A 14,834-nucleotide genomic window follows, 5' to 3' on the forward strand; every position below is an offset into this window, starting at 1 on the left:
AATTATCGCATTAAGTTTCTGATTCCCTCAATGTCAAATCCCAAAGAGAGACGCAGGGTTTGATCCAGCGGGTTCGACTGTGCTGTAGAGATCAGGTAGGCTGCATCAATCTGAAAAGTCTTCATCCTGAAACCGGCTCCAAATGTAAAATATTGCCGGTTGCCCTTGTATTCGCTTTCGTTGTAATATCCGGTTCTTACTGAAAATTGATTGTTATAAGTATACTCCACTCCCAGGGACCACATGATCTCCTGCATTTCTTCCTCGAAACCGCCCGGCGCATCGCCAAAGGAGCTAAAGATGCCGGCAATCGAAGAGATACCCCGATAGTCGTCGATACGCTGTTGTGCTTCTTCCGCCGACTCTCCTTCCCTGGGCAGCTGTGGTGTGGGAACGAGCAGTTTATTAAGATCAAGGCTGACAGAGAGTGTATTTTTATCATCTACTGGATATCCGAGAGAAGCTCCCAGTCGCATGTTTGCAGGGAGAAAAAAAGAGCTGACACCGCCGTCGTAAGAGATTTTAGTGCCGATATTGGAAAGATTAAAGCCAAGACCCAGCAGCATCTCCGAACGGCCCAAATAGAGATAGGATTCGTTGTAACCAGCGAGGTCAGCCGCGAAAGCGTTGCCAGGGGTTGTTTCGTCATTTCCGGTGGAGTAGTCAGCCCTGAGGTATCTGAGCGTTACAGCGCCGGCAAAAGTCTTTGTGAGTTTGCGTGAATATGCCAGATCGAAAGCAAATTCATGTGGTGAGACACTCTGCCAGAATTCACCGCTCATATCGGCTATGTCGATATTGCCCAAGGAGAAATAACGCACCGAAGCACTGAGAGCATCGAGGTTGTCATTGCCCAACTTCCAATATCCGGACGCATAGAGCAGGTGTATGTCGCTCACCAGCTTGCTCAGCCACGGCGTATAAGAAAAAGAGACACCGCCGTTGGTGGAGATAAAAGGGTATTTGGCCGCATTCCAGTGCTGGGAATAGACATCGGGCATGGTCGCCACACCCACATCGCCCATTCCTCCTCCTCTTGCGTCGGGGGCAAACTGCAGAGAGGGCATGGCTACCGGTATGGGATTGTAATCCTGTGCGAGCACAGCAAAACCCCATACCATAGAAAGGCTGAAGCACAGAAACGTGCATTTTGCTTTGTTCATTTTGATATCGATTTATTGCTTTATTGCAGGGCAATTCTATTTCACCCTGAAGTCCAACAGTTTTCTATTCCCGATATATCCCTTTAAATGGTCATCTATTTTCACCGGTCCAATGCCGGCGGGAGTACCGGTAAAAATCAGATCACCTATTTTCAATGTAAAGAAACGGCTGACATAGGAAATAATCTTATTCACCGAATAGATCATATCCCCTGAATTACCCTGCTGCACAGTTTTACCATTGATGTCAAGATGAAAATCAACATTGAGCATATCGGGCACTTCATCTTTTGGGACAAAGGTGCCAATTGCGGCTGAATTATCAAAGGATTTAGCGATCTCCCAGGGCAATCCACGCTCTTTTTGCTTGCGTTGCAGGTCGCGGGCTGTAAAATCAATTCCTACTGTAACCTCATCATAGTAACGTTCTGCAAAGCGTTCCGCAATATTTTTCCCCAACCGGCATATTTTAACCACCAGCTCTGTTTCGTAATGTATTTCCTCCGAGAAATCGGGCAGATAAAAAGGCTTTCCCCCTTTTAACAGTGCTGTATCGGGTTTCATAAAGAGCACCGGCTCTTCGCTCTCAAACGTACGCTTCATCTCTTCGTTATGCGACGCGTAATTAAGACCGATAGCAAAAATCTTCATGGACGTAAACGATTGAACATCACTGCAAGATGAGCATAGAGTGAGGTGTTTTGCAAGACAACACCTTCGGGCACGCGGACTCTGAACGGAGTAAAATTCCAGATTCCCTTGATACCTCCACGAATCATGAAATCGGATACGTCCTGGGCATAGCCCGGCGGGACTGTCAGGACGCCTATCTCTGCTTTAATTTTCTCATTTTTCTCAAAAAACTCGTTGGTATGAAAAACGGGGATATTGTGTACTTTCTGATTAACTATAGATGATTTCACATCAAAACCGGCAATAATCTTTAGTCCGTATTGCTCGAGGCCCGAGTCGGATAGCAAAGCTGCCCCCAGGCTGCCGACACCGAATAATACCGCTCTGTGTGTTTGTGTAAATCCAAGAAAGGTCTCAAGTACCGAGATCAGATCGTCGATGTCATATCCTACTCTTGTTTTCCCGTTAACATCGACGTAAGATAAATCTTTCGCGATCTGGGATGCAGAGACATCGATCTTCTTTGCTATTTGGGTGGATGATACAATGGTTTCCCCCTGACTTTTCAGTAATTTCACATACGACAAGTACCAGGGGAGTCTTCTGAGCGCCGGCTCAGGTATTTTAGCAGAATCAGTCTGAACGGACATACCTTTGCATAATTAACGATAACGTACACAAAGATACGTTCTTTTCGGAGATTTTTGGGAATTTTAAACTCTATATAAAGACAAATTTCTTTAATTATATCCCATTCAGAGAGATTTATAGTTCTTCATCCAACAAATCCCCCTGAAGATTCAATGGGATCACTTTTACTTTCTTCGTTTTTTTTATCAGCGGGGTAAGTTTTTTCACCACGATTGATTTGTAGTAAGCGCTGTTTTCATGCACTTTATAGGCAGCTGCGCTATCATAGCTTTCATAAAGAAAGACGGTATTGGGGTCATCTTCGCTCAACAGCACGTCATAAATCAGACAACCCTCTTCCTGCTCGAGTGTAAGCGCCTGCACTTCAAGAAGAAGGTCAATGGCGCTGTCTACATTCTGTTCATCGAAAGAGAACTCCATAATAAGCACATAGGGACCTTCCGCATTTTGCGCCTTCCCCTGTGTAATATAGCCCATGAGGGCTAAACTCATCACCATGCAAAAAAGTACAGCTTGTTTCCTCATACAATGAATAATTAATAAAATGTGCTACACGAATGAACGTCCATTTAAAATCAGTGTCTCATTCCCGCAACCTCCTGCAAGACTGCCCTCACAGAACCGATCTTAAGGTTGGTGTTGATAATCACGGGAATGCGATTCTTATCGTTTGTCAGCGATGCCCTGAGCGATTCTTTTGGGTTGGTGAAAGCATCGTCGTGAATGGTCATGGAGATGTTCATCACTTCATAGGTTTTACCGTTATTTGCTTTTATCAATGACGTTCCCAGATAATTCACGTACATATCCACAGGCCTTCTGCCTGAAATAAACTGTATAAAATGCCTGTCACCCGGCTTCATGCCTGTATAATCCAGGTTCCGAACATAAGAGATCACCGAGAGGTAGTCATAGGTACACTGACTTGTCGTAACCACCTCATCAAAAAGTTCTTTCCCATTCCAGTTGCGGAGCGCGCGGATACTAATTTCATTACCCTTGTAGGTAAATGCCTGCCGCTCCACGGAGTAGTCTTTTCCTTCAAATGCTTCTTTTGTAAAAAGCAAAGGACGCAGGTTATGATCGATGTACGACGTAAGTGTATCGTGTACCGTATACAGGCTGCCCGCCAGCCCGGACGTGTTGAGCATCATCACGGTCTTGTAAGCATTCTCTCCCCGGTAGCTGGCTTCCGTAACCGAAAGCGACCCTCTACCTGCCCGGGCATTGAGGATACCATAGCTGAAATAGAGATCGTACTGGATACTTTCTCCGCTCGTGAAAGCAGTATTTGTAAGCTTACACTGTGCATTTGCGCACTGTAAACTCAAAAAAGAAAGTAATAGGGTTGATAGAATCAAATATTTTTTTTGCATTTTCATTTTTTTTTAGTGAACCATTTTCAGCAGCTATCGCATTCCTCCCATTTGTTGCATACCGGAAGCACCTCCTCCGCGGTTTCCTCCTAAACCGAAGGGTGAGTTCTGCTGGTTTTGTTTCTGGTTTTCTCTCTCCCTGTTCAGATCTCTTCGTTTTTTCTCTTCCGGTTTGTTCTTCGTAATTTCCAGAGGCTTTTGGCGTATCACCGGAACAGCATCTAATTGCCATTCTTCCATATGATCGGAATAAGCACGGATCAACCATTTACCCGGATAATAAAAGACCTCTTCAGGTTGTCGATTTTCTTCATAATTACCGGTCGTCCATAACCCATCTCCGTTTTCGTCAACTACCAGCCGTGCGTAGATCTCACCCGGAGGAAGGTCCTGAAATCTTGCCACGTTTCTTTTGACGTGGCTTTTTCGAAATGGTTTATCCGACTTGTCCAACAGTTCCACAAAAGCCGCCTTGCCTTCGGGTAAACCGCTGATGCTTATTTCGAGATTGCCGTACTGATCCAAGGGCTTCACCGTAAACGACTGCTCGTACTTATTGTTCCAAAGTCCATAATGACTGATTAGAACGGCCGAGTCAACCGTCAACGTATATTTTCCTCCGGGTTCCCAACGAGGTCTCAGGGTCACTTTCCGGGGATTCAGCGAGTCGGGTTCCACACGGAACGGGACAGGCTCAAACAAAGAGTCAACTGCGATCATCAGCTGCACATAAGAGGAATCGAAGCGCACCACAGGCTGCTCAAACTCAATTCTCAGAGGGCTGTATAATTCAAAAGTGGACTGCACATTGCTGTTGATTCCCAGAAATCGGATCTCTTTTTCCTTATCGCCTTCTTCCTTGCCTTCGTTCTTTTTTTCCGCGCGCCTGTCGCGTGCCGATTTACGGATATTGAAACTGAGCGTATCGGTTTCGGTATAATTCCGATTGAGAGAGTCGGTACGGATATAATTGATTTTCATCCTGATGGAATCCTGCTGATAAATGAGAGAGTCGGTAATCCAGAGCATCAACGTATCGTTTTTGGCACTCCGCTCCATCACATACCAGTCGTCGCGTGTCACCTCAGGCTGCAACAGGCTGAAGACGGGCATTTCCGTGGGAGCGGCAAAAAGCAGTGTAAGCTTATGCGGTTCGGTTCGTTCATGTTTTTGCAGATATTGTCGCTGGAAATCTGATTGAAAAGATCGCAACAACAGGTCGTCCGGCAAAAAACGGGTATATTGGATAGTGCGGATTGTATCGATGGTAAGGCTGTCCACAAACACCGTATCCTGCCGTACGGCAGGCATGGTGGTGGGGACGACAATGGAATCGAGAAAGGCGATGGTTTCCTGCGGATTATCATATTTGTAATCCCTGTTCAGGTCGCCCAGAGCAAACACCTTATACTTCCCGGGGGCCATCCCCCGTACCGTGAAATTACCCCTTGAGTCGGTACGCGATATGCGCTCGAAGGGTACACGGGTAAATACCGTATCATCGAAATTGGAATGAATTCCCACGTAGGTTCCCGGTACTGGTTCAAGATTTTGCGCAGTAAGCACTTTTCCGGAGATGGAGAGGGTATCAAGCTGACTACCCGTAGAGAAGGAAAAAACAAAATTTTCTATGGGATTCTCTTCGTTGTTATCGGCAATGGCATCGGTAAAGTCGATGGTATAGGTCGTATTGGGCAACAGCTCGTCTTTCAGCTCCACTACTGCCTTTTTCCCGACCGACCGTATCACCGGCATAGTTTGTTGAGGTGGGGTAATGATCACCTTCTCTGCAGGCGATTTGATCTTGATATTTTCATCAAACTCAATCTCAATCCTCGAAGGAGTAGTATTCAGCGAATGAAAGTCAGGCGTAGCGCGTCTCACTTTAGGAGGATCCACATCGTAGGCTCCTCCCGTTGGAGCTGCCATGTTTGCGCAGGACTGAAACAAAACAATGCCCAATACCGCCAGAAAGAGAAAAGAAAACAGTGATATAATTTTATTCTGCATGTTACCGATTTTGAACGAACATCTCTGAATGCCTTTTAAGTGAATGTGCTCTTCAGAATGCATGTTCCTGTTTCACTGTGCAAAAGTACAACGATTTCGTTAAGTAACGAGCAGAAGATAAATTTATTTACATTTTGCCGTTACGAGAAATTGACCAAAATGAAACATTTGAGCTATTTTCGACAAGCAATGAATCGAAAGCGAGTTTACTTGCCGTCATGGACTGTTGTGAGCAACCTGTGTCCTATTCGGCAATAGAGACATTTTCGGGTATCGCAATACTCTTTACGCAGCTGGATTAGCGCCTGGGAGTCAAGGGCATGCCTGGGAACAATCCCTGTTCCGGCAAATTCGTCTACAACATTGTTCCTTTCCGGCTTCATCGACTCCAACAGATGAATAGCCCTGTCACAATATGTCGTAGTGTCTGTTTTCTTTCCGTAAGCAAATAACAGAGGCGCAACCGTGTTGATGAGCAGGATATTCTGCGAAGCCTTGCCCAGCTGCTTCCCGGATTTCGGAGATGTTTTCCCGAAACTGTAGTGCGTCTTCCAATAATCGGAAGGATCAGCTTGAAAAAGTGCACGAAGCTGATGAAGCTCTTCATTTTCCAGGATAAGAGAGAAGAGACGGCCCGACTGTTGTAACAGTGCTGCCAGCTGTGCAATGCGTATCTGTGGAAATGACCGGGGACGAGCTCTCATACTTTTCAAAAGAAACCCCTGCCTGTTTTTCAGTTTGTATTTAGCTTTCAGAAAAGAATATTCCTTTTGTAACCGATTGTAGTAGTTGTCATCCAGCCTATCATCTTCCAACATTCCTGCCTGCCCAAACATCAGTGCCTCTACCTGAAAAAGATTGTCGTTGTGCCGCAGTATGTATCTGAAAGGAAGCGACAAGGCAAGATTCTCAAATTCAACAGTATTTAGCCCAAAGCCGAAATTGCGCGTCAACAGCACATAAAATACTTCATCCCAGGAGTGACTGAACCGCTCCAGATGAACATAGATGTCGTTTATTTTCCGCTCCAGTCGCTCCACAGAGAGTGCGCTGAGATAGGAAGACAACATAGGCACAGGCAGGGTAGAAAGGAACTTCTTACAGGGAATTTGACTACGGCTAAACAGGAGGTAATCTGCATTGTTGCGAATATTCTCCGGTACGATGATCAGGCACTGTGGTATTCGCAACCCTCTTTGGTTCGTCACCAGGGCATTCACTCTCTCTGAAAGATGTAAAATGACGGAATTATATGCTTTATCATTTTGATGCCCATGCTTCACCCATTCATCGGAAGAACGATGAATCTCCACATTACCAGCCCATACTTTATCCCCAATTTTCACCTTCGCATTAAAGAAGTCAGGGCCGGCATCGCTGTTGTGCATACCAGGGTCAATCACCTCCACCTTTTGCCCCTCTATCGTTTTGAGTGACGACGGGGGCAAGAGTTTGTACTTCCACACATAATGCAAGAGTTCTTCTTTGGTACCCATCATTTTCAGGTTTAAAATCCAAAAATAAAATTAATTATCCAAAACAGCAAACATGCTGTCTTAAAAGTCATTGCAAAATATCGGCAGATATGCTGGATTTTCACTAACTTTGCAAAGTTTGTCATTTCCGGGTACGGTTTACTCACAGCAAGTAAACCCATTGTATCCGGAAAGGACTACAAGATAAAAGGTTATTACATTACATCCATTTTGCAAACAAACAAAGAACTTGAATTCCAGACAAAAAAGATCAGTAAACTTGTCTGGGATTACGCGCTTCCGGGCATTGTAGGGACGGTGGTCACCGCCTTGTACAACGTGATAGGGCGCATTTTTATCGGGCAGGGTGTCGGAGCACTGGCAATTTCAGGGTTGGCCATCACCTTCCCCGTAATGAATCTTACCTCCTCGCTGGGCATGCTTGTAGGCTCCGGTGCGGCAGCCCGCATCTCCATCAGTCTGGGAAAAAGAGACAAGGAAACATCGGAAAAGATACTGGGCAACTCACTGCTTCTGACAGTAATTCTGAATGCCATCTTCATCACCCTTTTCATGATATACCTCGATCCCATTTTACGGGCATTCGGAGCCAGCGAACTCACACTCCCCTATGCACGAGATTATCTGCAAATTGTACTGCTTGGAAATGTATTTGTGAGCCTTTGTTATAATTTCAATGCGATGATGCGTTCTTCGGGATATCCGAAGAAAGCGATGATCACCATGCTCATCGGCGCCGTTTTCAGTATTATCCTCACGCCGGTTTTTTTGTATGGCTTTGATCTGGGGATTAAGGGTGTAGCATGGGCTACCGTGATTTCCATGTTTATCGGAATGCTGTTTGTAATGCATCATTTTTTGCAGGAGAGCAGCCTGATCCGTCTGCGTTGGAAAAATATCCGCCTCAACAAGAAGATCATTGCCTCCATCGTTTCCATCGGGATGTCGCCTTTCAGCATGCAGGTAGCAGCTTCCGGTGTGGCAGTGCTAATGAATACCTCCCTCTTGCATTACGGAGGAGACCTGGCGGTAGGAGCCTACGGTATCATCAACACCGTGCTGATGATCTTCCTGATGGTGATCATGGGGCTCAACCAGGGCACGCAACCAATCATAGGCTATAACTACGGAGCAGCCAACTACAAAAGAGTACGCGAGACACTTTTATATTCGTTGAAGATAGCCTTGCTGATCACTGTTGCCGGCTTTCTGATTGGCGTATTTTTTCCGGGAGTCTTTGCCGCTGCATTCACCTCCGACAGCGAGCTACTGAGTATCACCGGAAGAGGTATCCGCATTGCTATAGCAGCACTGCCCCTGGTAGGCTTTCAGATTGTATCCTCCAGTTTCTTCCAGAGCATCGGCTTCGCTGCCAAATCCATCATACAGAGCCTGAGCCGTCAGCTGATATTTCTTATCCCGGGCATTATCCTTTTTCCCCGTCACTGGGGACTGGACGGATTGTGGATCGCAATGCCCGTTTCCGACACCCTGGCAGCTTTGCTATCACTCTACCTGCTTTCGATCCAGTTGCGCCATCTCAAGCGGATGGAGACCCGGGAGACAGCAAGAAAAATGTCAGCCGATAGTTCTACTTTAAGCGATTTTATGTAGTTTTGTACAAACCGATATGTAATTAATTAGGATATTCACAATTTACCATCATATTAAAAACAGTGTATGAAAAAAGTAGTCTTAATTCGCCACGGCGAGAGTGCCTGGAACAAGGAGAACCGTTTTACAGGCTGGACAGATGTAGACCTCACCGAGAAAGGGATTGAGGAAGCCCACAAAGCAGGCAAATACCTGAAAAAAGAGGGTTTCCAGTTTGAAAAAGCGTATACTTCCTATCTGAAGAGAGCGGTAAAAACATTGAATGTAGTGCTTGACGAGATGGATCTTGACTGGATCCCGGTGGAAAAAACCTGGCGGCTGAACGAAAAGCATTACGGCATGCTGCAGGGACTGAATAAGGCTGAAACAGCTGCCAAGTATGGCGACGAACAAGTGCTCATCTGGCGACGTAGCTACGATGTACCGCCGTTGCCACTCGAAAAAGAGGACGAACGCTCTCCCTTTCAGGATCCACGTTACAAGGGAGTGAGTGAAAACGACCTGCCGCTCACCGAAGCATTGAAAGATACCGTAGAGCGCATTCTGCCATATTGGAACGACGTTATTGTTCCGGAAATGAAGACCAAATACAACGAAACAATTGTGGCTGCACATGGCAACAGCCTTCGAGGTATTATCAAGCATTTGAAGAACATCTCCGACGAGGAGATTGTGAGTCTCAACCTGCCGACGGCGGTTCCCTATGTATTTGAATTCGACGACGAAATGAACTTGCAGAAAGATTACTTTCTCGGCGATCCCGAAGAGATCAGAAAACTAATGGAAGCTGTTGCCAATCAGGGAAAAGCAAAGTAAACCAAAAAGTTTCCTGTTGATGATACAAAAACGTTGGGCCACAAAACAATCCAGCCCAACGTTTTTATTGAATTTAATAACTCGCCGATCCCGTATTTTCACTGCCGCAGTCAATGGCAACAACTTAGCCGGATAGATTAGCATACTACGTAAGAGAAGATAAATCCCTTAACTTATTTGCTTTATCATAAAACTCCCTATCTTTTCCAAATTCAAAAAGCCGTGCAACCTCTCCGTTGCAAACCCTGCATCTGCCGCGCACCTTAATATCATTCAAATCGGTCAGGAATACCTCATCTACCTCTATTCCTTCCACTGCAATAGCATTGCAGTTTGAGCAGTAAACACTGTTTGCAATCACAAAGTGGTAAAACTCTTTATTAACTTTGTCGAGCAATACTGCCAGTTGAAATTTATTAATTTTTATTTCCGGAGGTTTTTTCATGATTTGATTTTTTGATTTTTATATACCAAATATCCAAGATGATTACTGAATGCAGAATATAAAATTCCGATGAACGTTTGACATCAAAAACTATTCTATCACTTATCTCCCGGCATACATGAACCTCTTTCCAACCAAAAACCATCAAAATGTTAACAAACCACTCACTACTTGACTGAGATGCTGCAAAATAGACTACTCCCGAATAAATCGTGTATTTGCAAAACCACGCTGCCATTTGTTATTCACCGACAGGTGAATTTCCGATCAACAAAACTAACATATTGCAAATATACAAAATAAGTTTCTGTTTTTTACTTTTCGTTAATATATTTTTACGCATCGCTCATCCACTCCATACGCGTAGATTGTCAACCAATTAGTGAATACTGTAATTTTCACTTATCAAAATAAGTAAGCCAGTCGTTAATTGAGTGAAATACCCCATTCATTTAAAAAAACAACACAGTCAGTCTTGCAGAAAAGGGCCTGCCCTGCAGTGATACTATCAGGGAATCCGATTTTACTTCTTGGTTTGAGGCAATATCAGATTCAGAATTACTCCAATCAGCGCCGAAAGGCCTATTCCCGTCATGCTGATGCTTCCAACGCGAAGTACTGCCCCCCCGATGCCTGTTGTCAGGACAAGAGAAACGATAATCAGGTTGCGGGTATTGCCCATATCTGTTTTATTCTGTACCATGTTGTTTACCCCAGTGGCGGCTATCATACCGAAAAGGAGAAGCATGATTCCTCCAAGCACGGCCCCGGGTATGGACTTCAGAAATGCACTTACTTTACCCACCAGAGAGAAAAGAATCCCGGTTATTGCGGCGATACGGATCACCACCGGATCGGTCACCTTTGTCAATACCATAGCTCCTGTAACCTCCGAATAGGTTGTAACAGGAGGTCCCCCTATTAAACCGGCAATAATACAAGCAATGCCGTCGCCCAGCATGGTGCGGTGCAGTCCGGGGGTCCGTACAAAATCCTTGCCGGCTACCTGGCTGACGGCGTACACATCGCCCACATGTTCAATCACAGGCGCAATGGCAACCGGAATCATGAACAATACGGCTCCCCACGAAAATTCAGGTTTCACAAATTGAGGCAGACTAAACCAGGATGCTTCGGCTATGCCGGACAATTCAACTTTACCCAGAAGCAGGGCGACAAGATAACCAACAACGATCCCTGCAAATATCGGGATCAGCTTCAGTAATCCTTTGGCAAGCATACTCACAACAATCGCGGTTACAAGTGAAACAGCAGCCAACAGCCAGTCCTCCTCAGCCATATCCACACCGGTTCCTGCAAGCGACAGACCGATAAGCATAATTACCGGGCCAATCACTACCGGTGGGAAAAGGCGTTTGATCAGTCTCACTCCCTGCCATTTCACGAGTGCACTCATCAGGAAATAGACCAGCCCCACGGCAGCCAATCCCGATAATGTTCCGGGGAGGCCATACAATTCTGTTGCTTTTACAATGGGAGCAATAAAGGCAAAGCTACTACCCAAAAATATCGGGACCATTCCTTTCGTTACCAGATGAAATACCAATGTTCCAACACCCGCTGTAAACAAGGCTGTGGAAGGATCGAGTCCAACAAGCAACGGCACCAGCACTGTGGCACCAAATGCGACAAAAAGAAATTGAACACCGACGATCGTCTTGTATGCCGGAGTGAGCTGTTTGCTTTCCATTCAACTGTTAAAATTGAGTTCGATTGCAAAGATAATATCCTCACAACGATTTCACCACATCGTTATGGAATAAATTATAAAAATTCTTTCGTTGAAAAGATGAAACATAAGCCACAAAAAAACAGACAAGGTACGATATTTTAGTTATTCTCATTTTAATGGCAACACAATCTCACTCTCTATTTTTCCCGTGAAAGAAACAGAGAGTTGATTTTCCGTCAGTTGTACTAACCTCCAATTCTTCGAAGAGTTCACCAATGCGCTGGTTTCCACCTGAATAACCTCACCTCCACCTTTTGTAGGAAAACATTTCACAACATCCCTATGATGATGGCCAGACAATATTAACTTTACGACAGAACTATCTGTTACTGTTTTGTAAAGTTCGTTCTCAGATTCTGGCTGCACCGATTTATCTGAAAAAGGAATATGCATAAGGATGATAACATTTTGATTATTCGCCTCCGATGCAGCCAGCTCGGACTTCAGCCAGTGGAGTTGAGGTTTATCAATATGGGGATTAACCACATTTTCTTCCTTATTGAACTGATAATAACTGTTGTCAAGAAAAATGAGTCTGTAATTTGCACTGCCGACCTCGAAGGTCCTGCTATAATAGGTTCCATCACGAAAAACATCCATATTCCTTATCCAGGCAGCTTTTGCTTCACCTGCTTTCAGTTGGTCGGGAATTACTCTTTCTTCTCCCCATCTGTAAGAAAAGATTTCATGATTCCCCAATGTCATAAAGAAAGGATAATGATACCGGTCCAAATATCGAGTAAAGAGTTCAATCTGATATGCCAGCGTATTGCCTTCGGATGTCTTTGCATCATAGAAATCAATCACATCTCCTGAAGCTATAATCATGTCACTTCCTGTATTATCTGGGATTGTTTCCATAAACTCTGCAAACATTGTGTTCGCCTCTTTATAGAGTCTGGTATACTCACGGTGATGAACAATTTGGGGATCATAATTCTCTAAATTAAACATCAAGTGAGCATCAGTTATATGCAGAAAAGAAAGTGTATCATTTTGTGATAATGCTGCGATACTACTAAATATCATGCATAACACCAATAATATACTTGTCTGTAGAAATTTTCTTCTCATATTAAAAATATTTTTCATTTTATATAAGACTATTCTTCAAGCAAATGAATAGGGATTGAGGATTATCAATAGCCGGGATTCTGAGTTAATTTTGGATTAGCATCAATCTCCTGTTGAGGTATAGGCCAGTATTCATCTTTGTTTTCTTTAAAAACAACCTCCTGAGTGTTGAAATATTTTATAGCCTCATCGTGGTTATAGATTGGATTGTGATTTTCATCAAAGCCAGCAATAACACTCAGCGGCCATGCATTTCCTGCACGATTAAGATATAAATAACCGTTCATAACATCAGGGGCAATATCCCATCTGCGCAGATCATACCATCGCAACCCTTCATCTGATAATTCTATTTTACGTTCATATCGTAGCGCTTTCCGTAATTCTCCTTGAGATAATCCTTTAGACAATGCAGGCATTCCAGCCCGATGGCGAATCTGATTCAAAGCATCGTACACAGTTTGATCGATTTTATTTGATTCAATTTTTGCTTCGGCATAGATAAGGAGTAATTCAGCATAGCGAAGTATGCCCACATTCATATCCGAAACTCCTCTGGAGGAATTAGTCTCATAATCTTTAATGTCGGCATGTTTCCTCCAGTAATATCCACTAAACGACCGATATGCATTTGTTGCATCAGTGTTGGCGACAAGCGATGGAGTTGCGCTTGTACCATTTATTATCGGCCAATAGTTATAAACCCGAGTAAAACTTTTATTTATTTCAAATTGAAATCCCATCAGTCGTGAACCAGGTCGGGCACTATACATATCAAGACGCGGATCTCTATTCACGAAAGGATCGTTTTCATCATACAATGGAGACTCAGTGATGGGTAAGCCATCTATACACTGGTACGAATCGATAAGATTTTGAGTTGGGCCCCAATAAGCTGCACCTTTCCCAAGACGGGATGCCATATAATACCCCTGATTATGGGTATTACCTGCAATTGCCTGATTATATTCAGTAATCCAAATCCACTCTTTACTTGTTTTATAACCCTCATAACCAAATATGTTTGTAGGATCAGGCTCGCCCACTTCATGTGATTTATTAGTGAAATTGATTGAATTGTTGTAAGGAGTTAATTCATGAACCCCATTAGATAATTCTATAGCCTTTAATGCAGCAGCTGCAGAAGTTTCATATTGTTTACTATAAAGAGCAACACGTGCCTTAAGCATATAAGCTGCAATACTACTGGCTCTAACATTACCACTTGCTGCTTGTGAAACAGGTAAATTATCCGCTATTGCCGTCATCTCATCAATAATCCATTTTTGGATATCTTGTTTAGAGTTTTTGGGTAATGTAGCATTGTCTAGACCCAGAGATTCAAGGACCAAAGGTACATCACCATAATACTCTATCAGTTTAGAATAACAATAGGCACGTATAAAACGAAGTTCGGCTTCAATCTGTAAATAGTTATCTTCCTGAATGTGATCTTTTATGTTTTCAAGATTATCAAGTACAGTGTGAACTCTTGCTATATTCCTGTAATGTACTTTCCATGGTTTTATAGCGAGTGCATTGTTCGTAGTTAACGAACTTGTTATCGGAGATGTATAATTATTCCCGGGTCTTGCATATCCTATATCTGAAATATTATCCATAACATGCAGATAGTGTGTGCTTGCTGCATCTGGCTCAGTGAGACCTTTGTATGCGGCCAAAAGCCCCATTACTGCTTCATCTTCCGATGCGGGAAAGGTACCCGTAGTTGGTCCATTCAAAGGGAATCTATCCAAATCACAACTTGTAATAAGAAGTCCGATAATAACTATTGGTAATAAT

General features: G+C 43.9%; 13 protein-coding genes. 2 read left to right on the forward strand and 11 right to left on the reverse strand.

From position 1 onward, the window contains the following. Positions 1 to 2 precede the first annotated feature (2 nt). The 7 genes from porV to B3Z75_RS13675 form a co-directional block, all read right to left on the reverse strand. Positions 3 to 1,163 (reverse strand): type IX secretion system outer membrane channel protein PorV, encoded by a 1,161-nt coding sequence (porV, locus tag B3Z75_RS13645; protein ID WP_294072893.1) that lies wholly within the window; start codon positions 1,161 to 1,163, stop codon positions 3 to 5. Positions 1,164 to 1,199: 36 nt separating this feature from the next. Further along, on the reverse strand, positions 1,200 to 1,814 hold the full coding sequence (locus B3Z75_RS13650; protein WP_294072896.1) for a fumarylacetoacetate hydrolase family protein: 615 nt from the start codon (positions 1,812 to 1,814) through the stop codon (positions 1,200 to 1,202). Next, positions 1,811 to 2,446, reverse strand: a complete 636-nt coding sequence (locus B3Z75_RS13655; RefSeq protein ID WP_294072900.1) for a redox-sensing transcriptional repressor Rex — start codon at positions 2,444 to 2,446, stop codon at positions 1,811 to 1,813. The genes B3Z75_RS13650 and B3Z75_RS13655 overlap by 4 nt, the downstream gene beginning before the upstream one ends. A gap of 115 nt (positions 2,447 to 2,561) precedes the next feature. After that, positions 2,562 to 2,972 carry a putative quinol monooxygenase gene (locus B3Z75_RS13660; protein WP_294072903.1) on the reverse strand — a complete coding sequence of 137 codons (411 nt, stop codon included), beginning with the start codon at positions 2,970 to 2,972 and terminating at the stop codon, positions 2,562 to 2,564. A 50-nt stretch (positions 2,973 to 3,022) separates the two neighbouring features. Next, positions 3,023 to 3,823 carry a DUF3108 domain-containing protein gene (locus tag B3Z75_RS13665; RefSeq protein WP_294072906.1) on the reverse strand — a complete coding sequence of 267 codons (801 nt, stop codon included), beginning with the start codon at positions 3,821 to 3,823 and terminating at the stop codon, positions 3,023 to 3,025. A gap of 33 nt (positions 3,824 to 3,856) precedes the next feature. Next, a complete protein-coding gene (locus B3Z75_RS13670) occupies positions 3,857 to 5,833 on the reverse strand; it encodes an Ig-like domain-containing protein (RefSeq protein WP_294072909.1) in 1,977 nt (658 codons plus the stop codon). 206 nt (positions 5,834 to 6,039) lie between these two features. Then, entirely contained in the window at positions 6,040 to 7,329 is a 1,290-nt protein-coding gene (locus tag B3Z75_RS13675) for a DUF2851 family protein (protein WP_294072912.1), read from the reverse strand. Positions 7,330 to 7,536: 207 nt separating this feature from the next. Between B3Z75_RS13675 and B3Z75_RS13680 the strand changes: the two genes are divergently transcribed. Beyond that, positions 7,537 to 8,943 carry an MATE family efflux transporter gene (locus B3Z75_RS13680; protein WP_414702906.1) on the forward strand — a complete coding sequence of 469 codons (1,407 nt, stop codon included), beginning with the start codon at positions 7,537 to 7,539 and terminating at the stop codon, positions 8,941 to 8,943. Positions 8,944 to 9,009: 66 nt separating this feature from the next. After that, positions 9,010 to 9,759, forward strand: coding sequence for a 2,3-diphosphoglycerate-dependent phosphoglycerate mutase (gene gpmA / locus B3Z75_RS13685; protein ID WP_294072917.1), 750 nt, complete (start codon positions 9,010 to 9,012; stop codon positions 9,757 to 9,759). Between the two features lie 145 nt (positions 9,760 to 9,904). Here the strand turns inward: gpmA and B3Z75_RS13690 are convergent, their stop codons facing one another. The 4 genes from B3Z75_RS13690 to B3Z75_RS13705 form a co-directional block, all read right to left on the reverse strand. Then, the gene (locus B3Z75_RS13690) at positions 9,905 to 10,204 is read right to left on the reverse strand and encodes a hypothetical protein (RefSeq protein ID WP_294072920.1); all 300 of its coding nucleotides are present in this window, start codon (positions 10,202 to 10,204) and stop codon (positions 9,905 to 9,907) included. A 523-nt stretch (positions 10,205 to 10,727) separates the two neighbouring features. Further along, the gene (locus B3Z75_RS13695; RefSeq protein ID WP_294072923.1) at positions 10,728 to 11,915 is read right to left on the reverse strand and encodes a uracil-xanthine permease family protein; all 1,188 of its coding nucleotides are present in this window, start codon (positions 11,913 to 11,915) and stop codon (positions 10,728 to 10,730) included. A 150-nt stretch (positions 11,916 to 12,065) separates the two neighbouring features. After that, on the reverse strand, positions 12,066 to 13,031 hold the full coding sequence (locus B3Z75_RS13700; RefSeq protein WP_294072926.1) for a metallophosphoesterase family protein: 966 nt from the start codon (positions 13,029 to 13,031) through the stop codon (positions 12,066 to 12,068). A 65-nt stretch (positions 13,032 to 13,096) separates the two neighbouring features. After that, the coding region (locus B3Z75_RS13705; RefSeq protein WP_294072929.1) for a RagB/SusD family nutrient uptake outer membrane protein at positions 13,097 to 14,834 on the reverse strand (1,738 nt) is incomplete at its 5' end.

Origin of the sequence: Proteiniphilum sp. UBA1028 (genome assembly GCF_002316955.1) — a bacterium.
In the GTDB taxonomy this organism is placed as follows: domain Bacteria; phylum Bacteroidota; class Bacteroidia; order Bacteroidales; family Dysgonomonadaceae; genus Proteiniphilum.

Excerpts from the sequence above, each read along its gene's own strand:
- porV (WP_294072893.1), bottom strand. The coding sequence starts at position 1,163 with ATGAACAAAGCAAAATGCACGTTTCTGTGCTTCAGCCTTTCTATGGTA.
- B3Z75_RS13650 (WP_294072896.1), bottom strand. The coding sequence starts at position 1,814 with ATGAAGATTTTTGCTATCGGTCTTAATTACGCGTCGCATAACGAAGAG.
- B3Z75_RS13655 (WP_294072900.1), bottom strand. The coding sequence starts at position 2,446 with ATGTCCGTTCAGACTGATTCTGCTAAAATACCTGAGCCGGCGCTCAGA.
- B3Z75_RS13660 (WP_294072903.1), bottom strand. The coding sequence starts at position 2,972 with ATGAGGAAACAAGCTGTACTTTTTTGCATGGTGATGAGTTTAGCCCTC.
- B3Z75_RS13665 (WP_294072906.1), bottom strand. The coding sequence starts at position 3,823 with ATGCAAAAAAAATATTTGATTCTATCAACCCTATTACTTTCTTTTTTG.
- B3Z75_RS13670 (WP_294072909.1), bottom strand. The coding sequence starts at position 5,833 with ATGCAGAATAAAATTATATCACTGTTTTCTTTTCTCTTTCTGGCGGTA.
- B3Z75_RS13675 (WP_294072912.1), bottom strand. The coding sequence starts at position 7,329 with ATGGGTACCAAAGAAGAACTCTTGCATTATGTGTGGAAGTACAAACTC.
- gpmA (WP_294072917.1), top strand. The coding sequence starts at position 9,010 with ATGAAAAAAGTAGTCTTAATTCGCCACGGCGAGAGTGCCTGGAACAAG.
- B3Z75_RS13690 (WP_294072920.1), bottom strand. The coding sequence starts at position 10,204 with ATGAAAAAACCTCCGGAAATAAAAATTAATAAATTTCAACTGGCAGTA.
- B3Z75_RS13695 (WP_294072923.1), bottom strand. The coding sequence starts at position 11,915 with ATGGAAAGCAAACAGCTCACTCCGGCATACAAGACGATCGTCGGTGTT.
- B3Z75_RS13700 (WP_294072926.1), bottom strand. The coding sequence starts at position 13,031 with ATGAGAAGAAAATTTCTACAGACAAGTATATTATTGGTGTTATGCATG.